This window comes from Nocardia amikacinitolerans NBRC 108937 (assembly GCF_001612615.1).
Taxonomy (GTDB): domain Bacteria; phylum Actinomycetota; class Actinomycetes; order Mycobacteriales; family Mycobacteriaceae; genus Nocardia; species Nocardia amikacinitolerans.
In genome coordinates, this window is the sequence record NZ_BDAU01000023.1 from 14,462 (window position 1) to 33,168 (window position 18,707).

An 18,707-nucleotide genomic window follows, 5' to 3' on the forward strand; every position below is an offset into this window, starting at 1 on the left:
CCTACCCAGGTTTTCCTCGGAGCAGTGCTGGGCGCGTCGTGTGCCGTACCCGGCTTACCTCCCGCAGTTCGGTGGGTGGGTTCGGGTTCCGGTGTGGTCATCCGGCTGTGGTTGCGTCTAGGGAGGGCAATCCGGAGGTTGGTCTAGGCAGGGCTTCTGGTCGTCCATAGGCGCAACCACCATTTGACTACCGTCGATAGAGAAATGGCGGTTGCCCCAAATCGACGGTAGTCAAATGGCGGCTATCTGATCTTGAACAGCCACCCTTTGACTACCCTCGATTGTTCAGTCCCCTAGACACCGCACGGGCGGCTGCCGCAGGCGCCCGCAGGTATGCGATCAGCACCCCGCGAAACACCTGCACCCTCCTCGCACTACCGTTGACCTATGCGGAAGACGCCTCTCGTCCTGCTCGCACTCTGCGCCGCGGTCGCTACCGCCTGCTCCAACGGCGAAGCCCCGGCCCCCGCCACGTCGCGCGCCGAAACCCCCGAAACGACGGTGGCCGCCCCGGCCGCTCCGCCCAGTCCGGCACAGCGCGACTGCGGTGCCGAGTACCTCGCGAAGTTCACCCCGAGGCAGAAGCTCGCGCAGCTGCTGACCGTCGGCGTGACGGGGGGCGCCGACGCGGCGAACGTGGTGCGCACCGAGCAGGTCGGCGGCATCTTCATCGGCGGCTGGACCGACCGGTCGCTGATCTCCGGACCCGCGCTGGACGAGGTGAAGGCGGCCGCGATCACGCCGCTGATGGTGACCATCGATGAGGAGGGCGGCCGCGTCTCGCGGGTCCGCGACATCATCGGTGCGGTCCCGTCGGCCCGCGTCACCGCGCAGACCATGACACCCGAGCAGTTCTACGACGCGACCGTCACCCGCGGCCGCGACCTGAAGGAACTCGGCATCACGGTCAATTTCGCCCCGGACGTGGACGTGAGCAGCCAGCCCGACGACACCGTCATCGGCGACCGCTCCTTCTCCGACGACCCCGAGGTGGTCACCCGCTACGCCGACGCCTACATCCGCGCGATGCGCGAGGTCGGCGTCGGCACCGTGATGAAGCACTTCCCCGGCCACGGCTCCGGATCGGGCGACTCGCACACCGGCGCGGTGCGCACGCCGCCGCTGGATCAGCTCCAGACGGTCGACCTGGTGCCGTTCCGCAACCTGATCGGTTCGGGCGCGGCCGTGATGGTCGGCCACCTCGACGTCCCCGGCCTGACCGAGCCGAACGTGCCGGCCAGCATCAGCCCGCAGGTCATGTCGCTGTTGCGCGAGGGCACGGGCTACGGAGCCGCCCCGTTCGACGGCCCGATCTTCACCGACGACCTCGGCGGCATGGCGGCCATCAGCGCGCGCATGACCATCGAGGACGCGGTCGAATCCGCGCTGGTCGCGGGCGCCGACAACGCCTTGTGGATCACCACCGACGCCGTCCCGACGGTGCTCGATCAGCTCGAGCAGGCGGTGGCGAGTGGACGCCTGCCCGCCGCGCAGGTCGACCGCTCGGTGCTTCGGATGGCCGCGTACAAGGGCGCGCTACCGCCCTGCTGAGGTCTGGCGCCCGCACACCTTCGTATGACGTACAGGCGGCCACCCCGCCGCGCCCCGTAGTATCGCTGAGTTTCCGCTGACGGTCCCGCCATCGGCGATGCCGACCGGCCCACCCCCGTCGGACGGCATTCGCCCCGGCGGCTCGCCGTGCAGGCGGGGGGAGGCGCTGGCCCGTTTCACCGCACAGCTGACCGCGGCGACTGGTGAGCAAATCCGTCCGGCGGAACTTACCTTGGAGTAATATAAGAGATTCACCATGCGGTAGGAGAGTGGATGGCGGGCGGAACGAAGCGACTTCCTCGGGCGGTTCGTGAGCAGCAGATGCTCGACGCCGCGGTCGAGGTGTTCGCGCGCAAGGGTTTCCACGATACGTCGATGGACGCGATCGCCGCCGAGGCGAAGATCTCCAAGCCGATGTTGTACCTCTACTACGGCTCCAAGGACGAACTGTTCCGCGCGTGCATCCAGCGCGAGGGCATGCGCTTCATCGAAGCCGTCGCACCCGCGGGCAACCCGCTGCTGACCCCGCATGAGCAGGTCCGCACCGCCCTCGAGGGCTTCCTCGGATTCGTCGACCGCAACCGCAAGTCCTGGCAGGTTCTCTACCGTCAAGCGATCGGGCAGCAAGCCTTCGCCTCCGAAATCGACAACGCCCGAGAGCGGGTCATCGAACTCACCGCGAAGCTGCTCGAATCCAGCGCCAAGCACGCCGAACCCGGCACCAACTTCGATGTCGTCGCGGTCGCCGTCATCGGCGCGGGCGAGGCCATCGCCGACCGGCTCGCCAGCGGCCGCATCGAGGTGGCCGAGGCCGTCGACCTGCTCGACGATCTGGCCTGGCGCGGTCTGGCCGGTCGCAAGAAGCCGGAATAGACCGTCATCCCGTTTGCCAGCCGCGCGCCGCTCTGCCACTCTCGGTCGAGATCACAGCTGGAGGGCCGTCGAGGCTCGGGGACAAACGGGGAAAAGTGTTCGGGATGCTCAGGCCGTGCTCGCACGGCGCCGAAAAGTATGGAATCGACGCGGCCGAATGGCGGGCGCACATGTGCGGGCTGTGTCTCGGCCTGCGCGACGGGCACGGCCAGCTCGCGCGCACAGCGACCAACACCGACGCGATCTTGCTCAGCGTATTGACCGAAGCGCAGCTGCCCGCACCATCGGCGCGCACCACCGCGGGACGCTGCCCGCTGCGCGGCATGCGGCGTGCGGAGGTCGCCGCGGCCGATTCGCCGGGCGTCCTGCTCGCGTCGACCGCGTCGCTGCTGCTCGGCTCGGCCAAACTGCGAGATCACGTCGCGGACGGTGACGCGTCGCGGATCGCCGGGCGGCCCATGGCGCGGATGTCGACGCGCTGGGCGGACAGCGCTCGCAGGCAGGCGGCATTGATCGATTTCGACGTGGAACCGCTTGTCGCCGCGATCGATTCACAGCAACTCGTGGAGAGCCGCGCCGCTGCCCTACGGCCCGCGCCTCGCCCGGCGACGGGTACCGCCGAGCCGAGAGGAATCGGCGGGCGTCGCGACGTACGCGCGGGCATATCCGACCGAAGTCCGTCTGCCGTATTCGATCCCAGCACTGCTTCCGGGGAGCTGCCTGTCTCGCACGATCGCAGTGCTACTTCCGGGGAGCTCCCTGTCTCGCTCGATCGCAGCACTGTTTCCGGGGAGCTGCCCGTCTCGCTCGATCGCAGCACTGTTTCCGGGGAGCTGCCCGTCTCGCTCGATCGCAGCACTGTTTCCGGGGAGCTGCCCGTCTCGCTCGATCGCAGCACTGTTTCCGGGGAGCTGCCCGTCTCGCTCGATCGCAGCGCCGCTTCGGGTGAGCCGCTCGTCACGCTCGATCCCAACGCTGCTTCCGGCGAGCCACTCGTCATGCTCGACCCCGGGGCTGCTTCCATCGAGCCGCCCGTCACGCTCGACGAACTCACGGCCCCGGCCGCCCTGTGCGCGGCCGAACTCTTTGCCCACACGGCGATTCTGGCGAATCGCCCCGAGAACGCCGACCAACTCCGCACCGCGGGAAGGCATTTCGGCCGCATTGCCCACCTATCCGACGCCATCGCGGATTACGACGACGACACCGCGCACGGCCGCTTCAATCCGCTCGCCGCGACCGGCACCACCCTCGCCGAGTCGTACGAGCTGGTGCGCGAATCCGACGCGGAGCTGCGCAGGGCCCTCGCCGCCGCCCGCCTGGCCGACGTCCCCACCATCCGCTGGATGCTGCTGGATCCACTGCATGCGCTGGTGCATCGGCTCGGCAAAGGCATCGGCGCGGTACGAGCCCACGCCTGCAACGTATCTCGCGCAGACGACGCACCGGTCCACCTGTCCGGCACCGGCAGTCGTCCGTCGTCGCCTGGTCGCCCGGAGGTCAGTCAGGGGTCCCGCGCCGACTGCACCTGCGCCCATGAGCCTGGCGCTGACAGCCTTTCGTCGTCGCCTGTTCGCCTCCAGCTTGGTCAGATCTCTCCCGCCGATTACACCTGCGCCCATGAGCCTGGCACTGACAGCCTTTCGTCGTCGCCTGGTCGCCTCGTGCTCGGTCAGAGGCCCCGCGCCGACCACACCTGCGTCCACGAGTCGGGTACCGACGGCCCCTCGTCGTCGCCTGGTCGCCTCGGGCTCGGCCAGATCTCCCACGCCGACCACACGTGCACCTGCGAGCCGCGTACCGGCAGCACGTCAGGCCCGGCCCCCGTCGTGGCGACTCGTCTCGACCACCAGCACACTTCCTTCCTCGGCGCGCCAACTCTCACCGAGCACCCGGACACCCCCGCCCTCGGTACGTCGACGTCTTGCCCCACGTGCTCCGAAACAGCCCACCATCCCCGCGCGCACCGCACCGGCCACCGCCCCCCAACGCGCCGCCCCAACCTCGGCCAAGCCCTCACCATCGTCCTCGGCGTCTACTGCACCGGCTACGCCTGCTGCGCCGACCACACCAGCCCCTGCACCGGCGAGCGCAAGGACGCGTGGTGGAAGAGCTGCGATTGTGGTTCCTGCTGCGACTGCGGCGAGTGCTGCTCCGGCTGCGGCGATTGCTGCAGTTGCGGCGGCTGCTGCGACTGCTGACGAACACGAAAACGCCCCCGAATCACAGCGATTCGGGGGCGTTCGTGAAGCGGGCTCAGCGCAACGTCGCCGTCAGATGCGGGAAACCCTTCTTCGGGTGCAGCAGCGAAAGATCCCAGCCGCCCTCGACCTGGTCCGCGTACACGTTCACCGTGGCGGGCAACAGGATCGGCTTGCCGAACTTCACCGTGTAGGTGGCCTTCTCGGGAATGCGGCCCTCGATATTGCTGAGGACGTTGGCCGCCGACCACATGCCGTGCGCGATCGCCTTCGGGAAGCCGAACGCCTTGGCGCCCAACGCCGAAGTGTGGATCGGGTTGTGGTCACCGGAGGCGTTGGCGTACCGGGTGATCATCTTCTGATCCACCCGCAGCGCCCGCAGCGGCGGCGGGGGCACCTCTTCCGGCTTCGGCTCGCCCTTGGGCTGATCCGACAGCGAGGTGCGCTGCTGGTGCAGAAAGGTGGTTACCTGCCGCCACACCTGCTCGCGACCCACGCTGACCTCGGTAATCGCGTCCACCAGCAGGCCCTTCGGATGCTCCCTCAGGTTCTCGATGTGGGTGCGGAAGTCCAGCGGCTCGCTCACCGAGATCTCGCGGGTGCGCTCGATCACGTTCTGCGCGTGCACCGCGCCCACCGCGACGAACGGGAAGTCGCGCGCCACCACCAGCTGCATGGCCAGCGGGAAGCTCAGGATGAACGGGTAGGTCAGCGGCAGCGAGTCGCCGAAGCGCAGGCCGGTGGCCCGGCAGTAGGCGGCCAGGTGATCAGGATCCACCTTCACGCCGTCGAGCCGAATGACCCGGTCCGGCAGCGTGGACTTGCGCGCCGAAAGCAGCGGCACCGGAACGGCCCCCAGCGCTGCCTTCACGAAAAGGCTGCTGTTCTTGGGCGTTTCGGTGAGCGTGATGGTCTCGGTCATCATGCTCCGATCAAGCTCTGGCCGCAGACCCGAACCACGTTGCCGTTCACCGCGTTCGAGGCCGGGCTCGCGAAGAACGCGATCGTCTCGGCCACGTCGACGGTCTGACCGCCCTGCAGCAGCGAGCTCATCAGGCGACCGGCCTCGCGGGTGCCGAGCGGGATGGCGGCGGTCATCGCGGTCTCGATGAAGCCGGGCGCCACCGCGTTGATGGTGATGCCCTTCTCCGCCAGCTTCGGCGCCTCGGCGTTCACCATGCCGATGACGCCTGCCTTGGAGGCGCCGTAGTTGGTCTGGCCGCGGTTGCCCGCGATGCCCGCGATGGAGGACACGTCGATCACGCGGCCGCCCTCCTTCAGCACGCCCTTGGCCACCAGGCCCTCAGTGATGCGGTGCGGCGCGGCGAGATTCACGTTGATGACCGAGTTCCAGCGGCCCTCGTCCATGTTGGCGAGCAGCTTGTCGCGGGTGATACCCGCGTTGTGCACGATGATGTCGATGCCGCCGAAGCGCTCGGTGGCGAACTCGGCGAGCTTGTCCGCGGCGTCGGGCGCGGTGACGTCCAGCGCGAGCGCGGTGCCGCCGACCTTGTTGGCGGTCTCCGAGAGCGCATCGCCCGCGGCGGGGATGTCGGCGACGATCACCTTCGCGCCGTCACGGGCGAACACCTCGGCGATGGTCGCGCCGATGCCGCGCGCGGCGCCGGTGACCACGGCGACCTTGCCCTCCAGCGGACGGTCCCAGTCGGCGGGGGCGGTGGCGTCGTCCTTGCCGACCCGGATGACCTGGCCGTCGACGAACGCCGACTTGGCCGAGAGCAGGAACCGCAGGGTGGACTCCAGGCCGGTCGCGGCGGCCGAGGCCTCCGGGTGCAGGTACACCAGCTGGGCGGTGGCGCCGCGCAGCAGTTCCTTGGCGACCGAGCGGGTGAAGCCCTCGAGCGCGCGCTGGGCGATCTGCGCGTCGACACTGCCCGCCAGCTCCGGCGTGGTGCCGATGACCACAACGCGGCCCGACTGGGTGATGCTGCGCATCGCGGGCTGGAAGAACTCGAACAGCTGGGAGAGGTCCTCGATCGAGCCGATGCCGGTCGCGTCGAAGACGAGCGCGCCGTACTTGGTGCCCTGGCTCAGCGAGTCGGAGAAGGTGTAGTCGGACAGCAGCGCGCGCACGGGCTCGGCGACGCGGCCCTTGCCGCCGATCAGCACCGGGCCCGCCAGCGGCGGCTCACCCTTGACGTAGCGGCGCAGGTTCGCCGGCTGCGGCAGACCCAGCTTGCTCGCCAGGAACTGGCCGGGGGCGGAGTGGACGAACGATCCGTAGAGGTTGGGTGCACCCTTGCTCTTGGCTGCCACTGTTCCTACCTTTTCTGTCTCGAATTTCGCGGATGTCTGGTTCGCCCCTGGTGTTCCGCACGTTTCCGCGTGGGCCTGGACTGCGTGGCAGGCACCGCGCGGTGGGCGTGTCAGCGCACATTTGCGGGGTACGGTGTCGACAACAAACTTACTCCAGAGTAAGTTTAATGTAAACCAACGCACGGGGCACCGATCTGCGCGAAACATCCGTGCGCCGGACCATCCCACGAGACCCTTGGAGACTCGAGTGACAAACAAAGCCCGTTCAACCAAGAGCACGGCCAAGACCGCGAAGGCCCCGCGTCCGGTCGCGATCGTGGGCGGCAACCGGATCCCGTTCGCTCGCTCCGACAAGGCGTACGCCCACGCGTCCAACCAGGACATGTTCACCGCCGCGCTGGACGGTCTGGTGAGCAGGTTCAACCTGCAGGGCGAGCGGCTCGGCATGGTCGTCGGCGGCGCGGTCCTCAAGCGGGTCGGCGAGCACGGCATGATCCGCGAAAGCGTTCTGGGCAGCAAGCTTTCGCCCTACACCCCGGCGCACGACCTGCAGCTTGCCTGTGGCACCGGCCTGCAGGCGATCGTCACCGTCGGTGACGCGATCGCGGCGGGTCGCATCGACGCGGGCGTCGGCGGCGGCACCGACACCACCTCCGACGCGCCGATCGGCGTCAGCGAAGGCATGCGCGAGTGGATGCTCGACGCCAACCGCGCCAAGACCAACAAGGACCGCCTCAAGCTGGTCGGCCAGTTGCGCCCGAGCATGCTCGGCATCGAGATCCCGCGCAACGCCGAACCGCGCACCGGCCTGTCCATGGGTGAGCACGCCGCCATCACCGCCAAGGAGTTCGGCATCGCGCGCGAGGCGCAGGACGAGCTGGCCTACCTGTCGCACAAGAACATGGCCGCCGCCTACGACCGCGGCTTCTTCGACGACCTGATCACCCCGTTCCTCGGCCTGACCCGCGACGACAACCTGCGCCCGAACTCCTCGATCGAGAAGCTCGCCACCCTCAAGCCGGTCTTCGGCAACAAGCTGGGCGACGCCACCATGACCGCGGGCAACTCCACCCCGCTGACCGACGGCGCGTCCGCGGTACTGCTCTCCAGCGACGAGTGGGCCGCCGAGCGCAACCTGCCGGTGCTCGCCCACCTGGTCGACTCCGAGGTCGCCGCGGTCGACTACATCCACGGCCCCGACGGCCTGCTGATGGCGCCCACCTACGCGGTGCCGCGCATGCTGGCCCGCAACGGCCTGACCCTGCAGGACTTCGACTACTACGAGATCCACGAGGCCTTCGCCTCCGTGGTCCTCGCGACCCTGCAGGCCTGGGAATCCGACCAGTACTGCAAGGAGCGCCTCGGCCTCGACGGCGCGCTCGGCTCGATCGACCGCAGCAAGCTCAACGTCAACGGCTCCTCGCTCGCCGCGGGCCACCCGTTCGCCGCCACCGGCGGCCGCATCGTCGCCTCCACCGCGAAGATGCTCGCCGAAAAGGGCTCCGGCCGCGCCCTCATCTCCATCTGCGCCGCGGGTGGACAGGGCGTCGTCGCCATCCTGGAGCGCTGACGCATACCGCTGAAGGCGGCATCTACCGGGTGCCGCCTTTGGGTTTCTCCTGCGGTGCAGGGTTTTTGATCTCCGCACGACCTGGAATTTCGTGCGGCCGTCGGCGGTGCGGGTGATGGTGGCGGCCAGCCTTGCCCGCTTCGTACACGTCGGCGCGGGCGATTCGGCGGGACCGGTCATTCGGTGACGCCCAAGGTGAGTCCGACCACGTTCGCGACCGTGGCGACAGTCGCGATGCCGGTGCCGCCGCTGCCATGCTCGATCTCGCGAATCGTGCGGGTCGAGGTCCCTGCCAGTTCGGCGAGTTGCTCCTGCGTCAGCCGATGACGGCGCCTCGCGGTTCTGATCGCCTGTCCGATGTCCTCTTTGTGTCTGGCATGCCGTCCTTCCGTCGGCAGGATGCTGCCGAATTGGCGGTTCCGCAGTCAGGCCGAACGGGCGCCGAAGTAAATCGGCAGTATCTCGCCGAAATCAGCCTGAACGGATCCGCCTGCCTGCGCGCTGGGCACAGAACGGCAGCATGCTGCCGATTCGACTTCGACCCGTCGACGCGTCCGCCGCCATGACGACTTGTCGGAGACGCTCCCACACAGCGGTTGCACTCCTCGCATAGGCACCGCCTGTGTGAGGCGTGCGAACGGTTTGTGGCATCGGGCTAGTTCGGGGGCAGCTCGTAGTGCCCGCCGAATGCTTGGCGCATGGCCGACAGGAGCTTGTCCGCGTACAGCGACTCGCCGCGCGAGGCGAAGCGGGCGAAGAGGGCGGCCGAGAGGACCGGGGCGGGGACGCCGATGTCGATCGCGGCGTCCACGGTCCAGCGGCCCTCGCCGGAGTCCGAGACTCGGCCGCCGAACTCGTCGAGGTTCGGGTCCGCGTACAGCGCGCCGGCCGTCAGATCCAGCAACCACGAGGCGACCACAGACCCCCGCCGCCACACTTCTGTGACTTCCGGCACATCGATGTCGTACTGGTAGTACTCGGGGTGTTCCAGCGGCGTCTCCTCGGCGGAGAACTCGCCCTTGTGCGCGGCCCCGTAGTTGGCTTTGTGCAGGATGTTGAGGCCCTCGGCGTAGGCGGCCATGGCGCCGTACTCGATGCCGTTGTGCACCATCTTCACGAAATGGCCAGCCCCGGCGGGGCCGCAGTGCAGGTAGCCCAGCTCGGCGGTGGACGGATCTCCGGTGCGGCCGGGGGTGCGCGGTGCGGCGTCGAGGCCGGGTGCGATGGACTTCAACAGCGGATCCAGGTACTTCACCTGCTCGGCCTCGCCGCCGATCATCAGGCAGAAGCCGCGGCTGAGGCCGAAGACGCCGCCGGAGGTGCCGATGTCCAGGTAGTGGATGCCCTTGGGGGTGAGTTTCTCGGCCCGCTTGATGTCCTCGTGGTAGCGGCTGTTGCCGCCGTCGATGACGATGTCGCCCGGTTCGAGCAGCTCGGCGACCTGATCGATCACGGCGCCCGTCGCGCCCGCCGGGATCATCACCCATACAACCCTGGGTTTCTCCAGCATCGCCACGAATTCCGGCAGGTCGGTGCTGCCCCGGAAATTTTCGCCCAGATCGGCGCGTAGTTCCTCGATGTTGCGGAGCTTGCGCTCGTAGCCGACCGCGGTGTGCCCGTCCCGGACGACGCGGCGGACGATGTTCGCGCCCATCCGCCCGAGGCCGATCATTCCCAACTGCATACCGTCCATCTCCCTCGTGGGTGCGAGCTGTCTGGCGGGTCGTCCTCGATTCTCCACGGAAGGTGTGTAACGCGGGGTGCGCTGCTCCGATAAACAGATCGGCTCCGCGCAGTTGCCAGACCCCCGACCCGGCAACTGCGCGGGGCTCTTCCGCGTTCGAGGCGGTTCATTGCACGAGGTTTGCTGCGCGTCCGAGCTCGAGTTCGGTACCCGGCGCGGACAACTATCGTGGATGACGACCCGCACCGTGCGCGGTCCACAAATACACCTTCATCGGGGAGGGACGGTTCGTGACCAGCGAGTCGAGCACCGGACACCGCGGCCGCAGCCGACAGCAAGATGGCGAGGTCGGCCTCCGTCATCACCTCGAATCGAACCGCGAACCGCTAGATGAGGCGAAGACCACACAACTTCCCGTGACCCAGCCCGGCCAGCAGCCGCCGGCGGACTCCACGCACACCATGCCCTTGCGGGTGCCCGCGCAGGAGGCGGGTGCGGGGAGTGCCGGGGAGGACAGCTATCCCACGCAGGCGATGTACGTCGGGGAGGGGCGTGACGGTGCGCGGGGACACGAGCCTGCGCGTGCGGGTGGTGGTGCGTGGGGGGCCGATGGGGGGCAGGTCAGCTCCGATCAGGCGATGAACGTCGGCCAGGGTGCGTGGGGGCACGAGTCGCCGCGCGGGGGTGATGGTGCGTGGGCGCCCGATGGTGGACAGGCGAGCCGCGCCGATCAGGCGATGAACGTCGGCCTGGGAGGCGATGACGCGTGGGGACACGAGCCGTCGCGCGGGGGTGATGGTGCGTGGGGGGCCGATGGTGGGCAGGTCAGCCCCGACCAGGCGATGAACGTCGGCCAGGGTGCGTGGGGACACGAGCCGTCGCGCGCGGGTAATGGTGCGTGGGCGACCGACTCTGAGCAGGCGAGCCGCCCCGATCAGACGATGAACGTTGGCCAGGGCCGCGATGACGCGTGGGGGCACGAGCCGTTGCGCGGGGGCAATGGTGCGTGGGCGCCCGATGGTGGGCAGGCGAGCCGCCCCGGCCAGGCGATGAACGCCGACCAGGGGCGCGATGACGCGCGGGCGAACAACGCCGCGCAGGCCAGTGGTCGGTGGGGAGCCGATGCGGGGCAGGCGAGCGATGATGCGTGGGGGAGCGACCCTGCGCAAGGTGACAACAGTGTCTGGGGGACCGACGCGAGCGAGGCAGGTGCCGGGCAGGAGGGCCGCGCCGCTCAGTCGAGGAATGCCGCACCCTCCGGGGTGTGGACCGACGCGTGGCAGGAGCACAACCCCACCGAGGCGATGAACGATGGCCAGGCGAGCGGCGGCGCGTGGGCGAGCGATGCCGCGCAGTCGGGCCGCCCTGCTCCGGCCGCGAGCGCTGGGCAGTCCAGCGGTGGTGCGTGGACCGACGCTTGGGAGGAAGGCGGTCCCACCAAGGCTGTGCAGGACGGCCGGGCGAGTGGCGGCGCGTGGGCGAGCGATGCCGGGCAGTCGGGCGGCCCTGCTCCGGCGGCGAACGCTGGGCAGTCCAGCGGTGATGTGTGGACCGAGTGGCAGGAAGGCGGCCCCACCAAGGCTGTGCAGGACGACCGGGCGAGCGGCGGCGCGTGGGCGGCCGAAGGCGGGCAGTCGGGCGGCCCTGCTCCGGCGGCGAGCGCTGGGCAGTCCAGCGGTGGTGCGTGGACCGAGGCTTGGAACGAAGGCGGACCAACCCAGGCTGGAAACGATGGCCCAGCTGGCGGCACGTTGGGCAACGCCGCGCGGACCGCCAACGCTGGGCCGACGAACGACGCCGCATGGGCTGCGCATGGACAGGGCCGCCCCGTCCAAGCAATGGACGACAGTCCTGTGGGTAGTGGGGCGTGGGCAAACGACCAGGCGCAGTCCGCTGCCGGGCAGCCGAGCAAAGCCGCGTGGATGACCGATGGTGCGCAGTCGGGCCGCCCCGCCCAAGGGACCGGCGCCGCGCAGCCGAACGACGTCCCGTGGGCGACCGATGCCGCGCGGGCCGGCCAGCCCGTCCAGGCGACCGGCGCCGCGAAGTCGAACGACCTTCCGTGGGCGACCGATGCCGCGCGGGCCGGCCAGCCCGCCCAAGCGACCAGTGCCGCGCAGCCGAACGACGTTCCGTGGACGACCGATGCCGCGCGGGCCGGCCAGCCCGTCCAAGCGACCAGTGCCGCGCAGCCGAACGACCTTCCGTGGACGACCGATGGCGCGCGGACAATTGATGGTGCGCAGACCGGCCGCCCGGTCCAGGCGACCAGTGCCGCGCAGCCGAGCAACGGCGGATGGGCGGACCATGCCGGGCAGGGGAGCCACTCGGCCCAGGCGACGAATGCCACCGGTAGGGAAAACGTCGCGTGGTCGGTCAACGCCGGGGCGGAGGCCCATCCGGATGCCGGACAGGCGAAGTACCTCGCGTGGTCGGACACCGGGCAGACCGGCAACGCGGCGCCGTCGACCAACCCCGCCTCGGCGCCCCTCGGCGAGCACCCCGCCCACCCAGGTACCGTGGCTTACGGCGAGGACGCGAACGCCGAGCATGCCACCGCCGTCTTCCGCATGACCGATGTCCAGCGCGCACCCCATGGCGCGCACCCGACCGTCAACGAGCACGCGACCGCTGTCGTCCACCGGACCGACGAGCGCGCGCCCCATGCCGAGCACATGACAGAACACACCACAGCAGTCGTCCAAACGACCGACACCGAAAACCGCCAGCGCTGGGACAACGCCCGCAGATCCCGCCCTAGACCGGGCCCCGGCGACTCCGGGCCGTGGTGGCGGAAAACCGCCATCCGTCGCGCCGGAATCGCCGCGGGAGCCGTGATCGCCGTCGGCGGCCTCGGTTACGCCGTGGACGCCGTGCTCTCCTCCGGAGACGTGCCGCGCGGGGTGGTCGTCGCCGGAATCGATGTCGGGGGGATGGACGTCGACGAAGCCGACGCCAAGCTCCGCGCCAGCCTCGACGGCCGGGCCGGCCAGGAACTGCCCTTGCAGATCGGTGACGTGCGGGCCGAGCTCACCCCCTCCGCCGCAGGCCTCGCCGTCGACTGGGAAGGCACCTGGGACCGCATCGGCGGCCAGCCGATCAACCCCTTCGCCCGCGTGGTCTCCTTCTTCGGCACCCGCGAGGTCTCGGTCGTCAGCTCCGTCGACGAAGCCGCGCTGGACCGTCAGCTCGCCGCACTGCGCGTGCACGATCGTCCCACCGTCGAAGGCACCATCCAGTTCCAGAACGGCAAGCCGGTCGCCATCCCGCCCGTGCCCGGCCGCGTACTCGACATGCCCGCCGCGCGAAACGCGTTGATCGACAACTGGACCGAGGGCGGCACCCTCGAATTGCCCGTTGTCCCAGCGCCGCTCACCGTCCGCCCCGAGGCTGTCCAAACCGCACTGCACGACATCGCCGAACCCGCCGTGCGCGGCGACGTGGTGTTCACCGGGAAGGGCGGCGACGCCGTCCTCACCCCCGAGCAGATCGCGACCGTCCTCAGCTTCGCACCAGACGGACAGGGCGGCCTCGCCGCGAACTACGACCTGAACGCCGCGACCGCGATTCTCGCCCCGCAGCTGGCGAAATCCGAGGTGGAAGCCAAGGACGCGACCTTCGCCGTGAGCGGAGGAGCGCCGCGTGTCGTGCCAGCGGTGGTCGGCGACAAGATCAACTGGCCGAAGACCCTCGAACAGCTGCCCACCCTGCTCGCGTCAGCGCAACAGCGCAGCGCGGCAGCGGTTTACGAGAAGATCGAACCCAAACTCACCACCGAGGCCGCGCAGGGTCTCGGCATCGTCGAGCAGATGGGCGCCTTCACCACCAGCGGGTTCAGCGGACCGTCCGGCGTCAACATCCGCACCGTGGCCCAGAAGGTCAACGGCGCGGTGGTGAAACCGGGAGAAACGTTCTCGCTCAACGAGTTCACCGGCCCGCGCGGCACCGCGGAAGGCTACGTCGAATCCGGCATCATCGACCACGGCCGCCCGAGCACCGCCGTCGGCGGCGGCATCAGCCAGTTCGCCACCACCCTCTACAACGCCGCCTACTTCGCCGGTCTCGAAGACGCGGGCCACACCGAACACAGCTACTACATCTCCCGCTACCCCGCCGCCCGCGAAGCCACCGTCTTCGACGGCGCCATCGATCTCAAATTCCGCAACAACACCCAAACCGGCGTCTACATCGAAACTTTCGCCACCGGCTCGGAGATCACCGTCCGTCTCTGGGGCACCAAGACGGTCGACGTCGAATCCATCACCGGCGAAAAGACCAAGCCCACCGAGCCCAACACCATCACCCTGCCGAAGGGCAAGGACTGCATCGCCTCCGAAGGCGCACCGGGCTTCACCATCACCGACACCCGGGTGATCACCGACCGCAAGACCGGCCGTGAGGTCTCCCGCGCGACGCGCACGGTGAAATACGACCCCATCCCGGTGGTCAAGTGCGAATGATGGGTCGTCGCAACGTGGCCTGAGCCGATCAGCCGAGCGCGCTGACATCGAACTTGTCGTGGGAAAAGTTCACCCACGAATCGACTGTCAGCTCGGCCGGAGAACCGATTCGCAGCACCCCACGCAGCACCTCGACCACCTGATCCGCAATAACCTCGTACTCGTTGTGCCGCGCTGCTCGAGTTCAGAAAGGGTGAGCGCTGTGGGGGTTGGTGGCACCTTGCGATTGATGAATCTGGTGACCGCACGGTTGACCGAGGTCATGGTGGATGCGGGCTTTGAGGTGTCCGGGCCGCTCGACGGTCGGCCCGCCGAGGAGTTCACGGGTCGGCATCCAGACTTGCGCCGGCTGTGGTTCGCCGCCCCCGGATAGTGGGGGTGCCGGGGATGGACGCTGCGATTGGGGCTCGCCTGTCGCGCGAACGTGGCCGTCTCGGGATCTACGGTGAGGCATGGGTCGGAACGTCGGCCGTTGGCGAGATGGCGCAGGCATTGGCGCAGCGGGCTTTCGTTGGCAGGCAGATCGAGTCGGTCCCGTTCGGTTACTTCGATGACCCCGATGACTTCAACCGCCCGCTCTATATCGGCGCCGAGGTGAATCTGGAGTACTACGTCGGCAAGTTCATGTCTTACGTTCGCGGTCCAGCTGCACGGTGGTTGGCGGAACGGGATTCGCTGGACAAGCTGTTTGCCCTCGCGCCGAAAGGCAATCCGAGGGCTCTGCTCGACCCGGTGAGCCCTGATCCGACTCGAATGCGCGGGGTTGCGGTGTTGGGAGTTGGCAATGGGCGCCCTGATGAAACGGCCACTTCACTCAGGTGGTACCTGGGTGGCACCCAGTTCGACAACTGGGATTCGGCAGAGCAGGCGGCTCTTTTCGATGGTGCACTGGCGCAACGGTATCCCGACTACGCTGCGGCTCGTTCCCGCGCTGAGACCAGCCCGGTCCCGAACTATTTCTACGGCACCGCCAGGGCCTGAGAGGTAGACAAACGATCGGATGAACCGACACCCCACGGCCCGGCCCCGGTCGATGCTCACGAACCGCATTGCCGGTCGCTGAACCAGGGTGGGGTGGATGACTGGGATCACCTGAGCCTCTACCGCCTGCACGACGGGACCGACTGTCAAGTGCGAGTGAGTTATTCGCGGTGCCACCGCTTGAGCCGCATCTCGATGCCCGAAGCAGCATCGAGATCGTTCACAATGCCACTGACATAACAAAATTACTGTCGTTGCTGACCCTTGCCTGCTGAATCACGGCTTTGATGAAGCCCCGCATAGTCAGGGAAGCGCTGAACCAGTGCAGAATCGAAAGCCGCGGCCCGCTTCGATGAATCCAGGATGTTGAGTCGATCGCGCTGCATGTACCAATCCATCAGTGTGTGAGCATCGCCCACTCGGCCGTTCAAAGCGCAGAACGTTACGATCCCACGGAAGCATCGAGGGCTTATATTGGCGGCGGTCCCGGCGCTGGGAGTTCTGGCGATCTCAATCAGCTTCTCAATCGAATCTCGCGCGGCGAACCAATCGACTGCGGGTCCGAAGCGTTGTCAGATCAATGGTTTCGACTGCACGGTCGAGCCACCATCCGGTGTTCCTGCATATATTCCATCCGCGGCCGTCGCTACCGCTCGAGTAGATCTCGAGTGGCAATCCGCAGGAGTCGCGCAAATGCTGCAGCACCCGGTCAGCGACCCCGTTATCGGGCGTGCCGTCGGTACTGCCGATGGACAGGACACGGTGGCAGAGCGGCCCTTGTCGCGATTCCGAACACCACTAGTTGTGTCGCCGCGATCGCCGCTAGTGCGATGCCTACCTATAGGCGATACCGCGACGACTCGCTGCCAGCAGCCAGCACACCAACGGAATCACAAAGACCAGTCGTTCCACGCGGCCGGCCTAGCCGCATTTAATCGCCCCCACCGACTGATCTTCCTTGTTGCGCGCTGGATTTCGTGCGGAATTGGAAGGATCGCTCGGGCATCTGGCTGATCGGCGCAACGCTGGATTCGCCGGATCAACTTGCCGCGCGGCTGAACTCGTGGCTGAAAGCCGGGGTCCTCGATCCGCGATTCGAGTCTGCGTCCCGCGCAGGGCGCCGTGCCAATTGCTGGTGGCACGGACCCGAACCCGAATAGTCAGGCGACGGTGATAATGGCGATGACTGGGCGACCATCAGCAACTGGGAGCGCGGGCCGACGACACTTTCGCCTGCACGTGCCTGGCCAGGAAGCCCCGGTCATCCGGTACGAAGCGCCGCCCTCTTTACAAGGGAGCTCTGACCGACTCACCGGCCCTCGGTCAACGACCCGGTTCAGCGGATCCGTCCGTAACCTCCAGCGGCGCATGGATATTGGCGGCGGTCGGCGCGGACGGTGTCGCTTTCGATCCAGCCTCGCCGCTGGGCGGGTTTGGTGAACTGTCTCGGTGCGGGATGCGCGAAACGGCCCACACGACAACGCGGTAGGTGAGGACGGCCGGCACGACGACAAGCAGCACTATCCGCAGCGTCACCAGCATGGCGCTGACGGTGAGGAAGCCGAGGCCGAGGCCGTCGGGCGAACCGAAGCCGTGGTGCGCGGACAACGCCGTCAGGACCGGGTGCAGGGCGAGGTACAGCACCACCAGGATCACCGGGATACGGACCAGCCGCCACCCGGCGCGCAGGCGGGAGGTGTTGGGCACTCTCATGGCGCGAGTTCCGGTCCGGAGGTGAGGAAGGCAAGTAGTAGGGCGTTGCCGATCACCCCGCCGGTCGCGAAACGTAAGCGCGGTCCGCTCCGCAGTGGCAGGCCGAAGAGGTCTGTGGCGCGGAACAGGCGGGTGAACATGTCGCGGTGTCCGAAGGCGCGGGCCGGGGCGAGGGCGAAACCGGTGGCGGAGATGGAGATTCCGAGTATCAGGGGGCCGCTGTCCATATCACCGGCGCCGCGGTAGCCGTCGCTGTATTCGTGGATCGCGCTGAAGCCGAGGACTTTTCGCTCCTGGCGGAACAAGACGGTCGCCAGCTCCTCGGCGAGTGCCCGGTCCGCGAAGCCGGCGAAGTAGGCCGCCAGTCCGGTTCCGGAGGCGCGTGGGGCGTCTTGCGCCTTCCCGTCGACACCCATGCGTTGCAGCAGCAGTCCGGTGCCCCGATCGATCTGTACCGCGCGTACCTGCTGCGCCCAGTGTGCGAGAACCGCTTTGTGGTCGATGCCGGTCGCGCGGCCGTGTACCGCGATCGCGGCGGCGATGGCTGCCACGTCGGTGGGGTAGGCCCGGCCGGGAAAGGTGTCCAGCAGCGCAGTTGGCGAGGCGAGTAGTCGCCGCGCCAAGGAGGCGATCAGCGCGTCGTGTCGGTCCGCGAGGTCGGGAGGGAACGCCGGATCGACGAGGCGGGCCATCCCGAGCGCGAGGGCGGGGTAGGAGAGGTAGGCGTGGCCGTTCGGACTGTCGAGTTCCGCCATCCCGTCCTCGCCGTGCCAGGCCGAGGTAAACTCGGTGCGCATCTCGGGCAACAGACTCTTGACTGCCGCGCGAGTCACGATGGGGGCGTAGCGTTCCCGCAATTCGGGGTGCTCCAGACAGACTTGCGCAAGTCCGAGCGCCGTCATTTGATGCGCGAGCAGCCCCCACATTTCGGCGAGACCTTTCTCCGACCCGCTCGTGCGTCGATGATCGTCCTCGGATTCGAAGGCCACCAATTCTTCGGCGAGTCCACGCACCAGTGCCGGATCCCCGCGGTACCACCCGTCGGCGTCACGACCGCACCACCACCTCGGCAGCGAGCCGGCGACCGCCACCGCCACCACGATGCCGAGCACTATCGCGAGCGGACGGCGAAACCTCGGTAACCGACGCACCGGGCCGGTCGGACTCCCCATGACCCGAAGGTACCGGAGCCGCGCACGAATACCCCGGCAGCGGCGAGCAATTCGTACCCATCGCGCGGTCGGCGGGATGAGGCTTTCCGGGAATACGGCCTCGGCGGTCGAATCACTACTCGAGTAGGCGGATTGGGGCGTGCGTGGTGGGGGTACGAAGAAGTGGTGCGGGCGAATCGACGAAAGCCTGCAATTCGAGGATTTCAGGAGGAATTCCTCGATCGA

The 18,707-nt window shown here is 68.3% G+C and carries 13 protein-coding genes; 7 read left to right on the forward strand and 6 right to left on the reverse strand.

The features are described 5' to 3' along the window. Positions 1-387 precede the first annotated feature (387 nt). The 3 genes from NAM01S_RS18765 to NAM01S_RS36640 all read left to right on the forward strand — a co-directional run bounded on the left by NAM01S_RS18765 (position 388) and on the right by NAM01S_RS36640 (position 4,625). The gene (locus tag NAM01S_RS18765) at positions 388-1,551 is read left to right on the forward strand and encodes a glycoside hydrolase family 3 N-terminal domain-containing protein (RefSeq protein WP_067787039.1); all 1,164 of its coding nucleotides are present in this window, start codon (positions 388-390) and stop codon (positions 1,549-1,551) included. Positions 1,552-1,824: 273 nt separating this feature from the next. Continuing rightward, the gene (locus NAM01S_RS18770) at positions 1,825-2,424 is read left to right on the forward strand and encodes a TetR/AcrR family transcriptional regulator (protein ID WP_067787041.1); all 600 of its coding nucleotides are present in this window, start codon (positions 1,825-1,827) and stop codon (positions 2,422-2,424) included. 104 nt (positions 2,425-2,528) lie between these two features. Further along, on the forward strand, positions 2,529-4,625 hold the full coding sequence (locus tag NAM01S_RS36640) for a DUF5685 family protein (RefSeq protein WP_255284319.1): 2,097 nt from the start codon (positions 2,529-2,531) through the stop codon (positions 4,623-4,625). Positions 4,626-4,680: 55 nt separating this feature from the next. On the opposite strand, the gene NAM01S_RS18780 is transcribed toward NAM01S_RS36640, so the two are convergent. Both NAM01S_RS18780 and NAM01S_RS18785 read right to left on the reverse strand, forming a co-directional pair. Beyond that, complete coding sequence (locus tag NAM01S_RS18780; RefSeq protein WP_084483065.1) at positions 4,681-5,547, reverse strand: MaoC/PaaZ C-terminal domain-containing protein; 867 nt, start codon at positions 5,545-5,547, stop codon at positions 4,681-4,683. Then, entirely contained in the window at positions 5,547-6,902 is a 1,356-nt protein-coding gene (locus NAM01S_RS18785; protein WP_067787045.1) for a 3-oxoacyl-ACP reductase, read from the reverse strand. The genes NAM01S_RS18780 and NAM01S_RS18785 overlap by 1 nt, the downstream gene beginning before the upstream one ends. Positions 6,903-7,149: 247 nt before the next feature. Between NAM01S_RS18785 and NAM01S_RS18790 the strand changes: the two genes are divergently transcribed. Next, a complete protein-coding gene (locus tag NAM01S_RS18790; RefSeq protein WP_067787047.1) occupies positions 7,150-8,472 on the forward strand; it encodes an acetyl-CoA C-acetyltransferase in 1,323 nt (440 codons plus the stop codon). Between the two features lie 176 nt (positions 8,473-8,648). Here NAM01S_RS18790 and NAM01S_RS34135 read toward each other — a convergent pair whose 3' ends face one another. Together NAM01S_RS34135 and gnd are read right to left on the reverse strand one after the other, a co-directional pair. After that, a complete protein-coding gene (locus NAM01S_RS34135) occupies positions 8,649-8,897 on the reverse strand; it encodes a helix-turn-helix domain-containing protein (protein ID WP_307188688.1) in 249 nt (82 codons plus the stop codon). A gap of 230 nt (positions 8,898-9,127) precedes the next feature. Further along, positions 9,128-10,156, reverse strand: coding sequence for a phosphogluconate dehydrogenase (NAD(+)-dependent, decarboxylating) (gene gnd, locus NAM01S_RS18795; RefSeq protein WP_067787075.1), 1,029 nt, complete (start codon positions 10,154-10,156; stop codon positions 9,128-9,130). Positions 10,157-10,572: 416 nt separating this feature from the next. Here gnd and NAM01S_RS36645 point away from each other — a divergent pair, with 416 nt between their 5' ends. The 3 genes from NAM01S_RS36645 to NAM01S_RS18805 all read left to right on the forward strand — a co-directional run bounded on the left by NAM01S_RS36645 (position 10,573) and on the right by NAM01S_RS18805 (position 15,597). Beyond that, positions 10,573-14,616 (forward strand): VanW family protein, encoded by a 4,044-nt coding sequence (locus NAM01S_RS36645; protein ID WP_255284320.1) that lies wholly within the window; start codon positions 10,573-10,575, stop codon positions 14,614-14,616. A 229-nt stretch (positions 14,617-14,845) separates the two neighbouring features. After that, positions 14,846-14,989: a hypothetical protein gene (locus NAM01S_RS35110; protein ID WP_157107791.1), complete on the forward strand. Its 144-nt coding sequence runs from the start codon at positions 14,846-14,848 to the stop codon at positions 14,987-14,989. A 14-nt stretch (positions 14,990-15,003) separates the two neighbouring features. Beyond that, positions 15,004-15,597: a hypothetical protein gene (locus tag NAM01S_RS18805; RefSeq protein WP_157107792.1), complete on the forward strand. Its 594-nt coding sequence runs from the start codon at positions 15,004-15,006 to the stop codon at positions 15,595-15,597. 1,323 nt (positions 15,598-16,920) lie between these two features. Here NAM01S_RS18805 and NAM01S_RS18815 read toward each other — a convergent pair. Both NAM01S_RS18815 and NAM01S_RS18820 read right to left on the reverse strand, forming a co-directional pair. Next, on the reverse strand, positions 16,921-17,310 hold the full coding sequence (locus tag NAM01S_RS18815; RefSeq protein ID WP_157107793.1) for a hypothetical protein: 390 nt from the start codon (positions 17,308-17,310) through the stop codon (positions 16,921-16,923). Beyond that, positions 17,307-18,482, reverse strand: coding sequence for a hypothetical protein (locus tag NAM01S_RS18820; protein WP_157107794.1), 1,176 nt, complete (start codon positions 18,480-18,482; stop codon positions 17,307-17,309). Before NAM01S_RS18820 ends, NAM01S_RS18815 begins: the two co-directional genes overlap by 4 nt. Positions 18,483-18,707 lie beyond the last annotated feature (225 nt).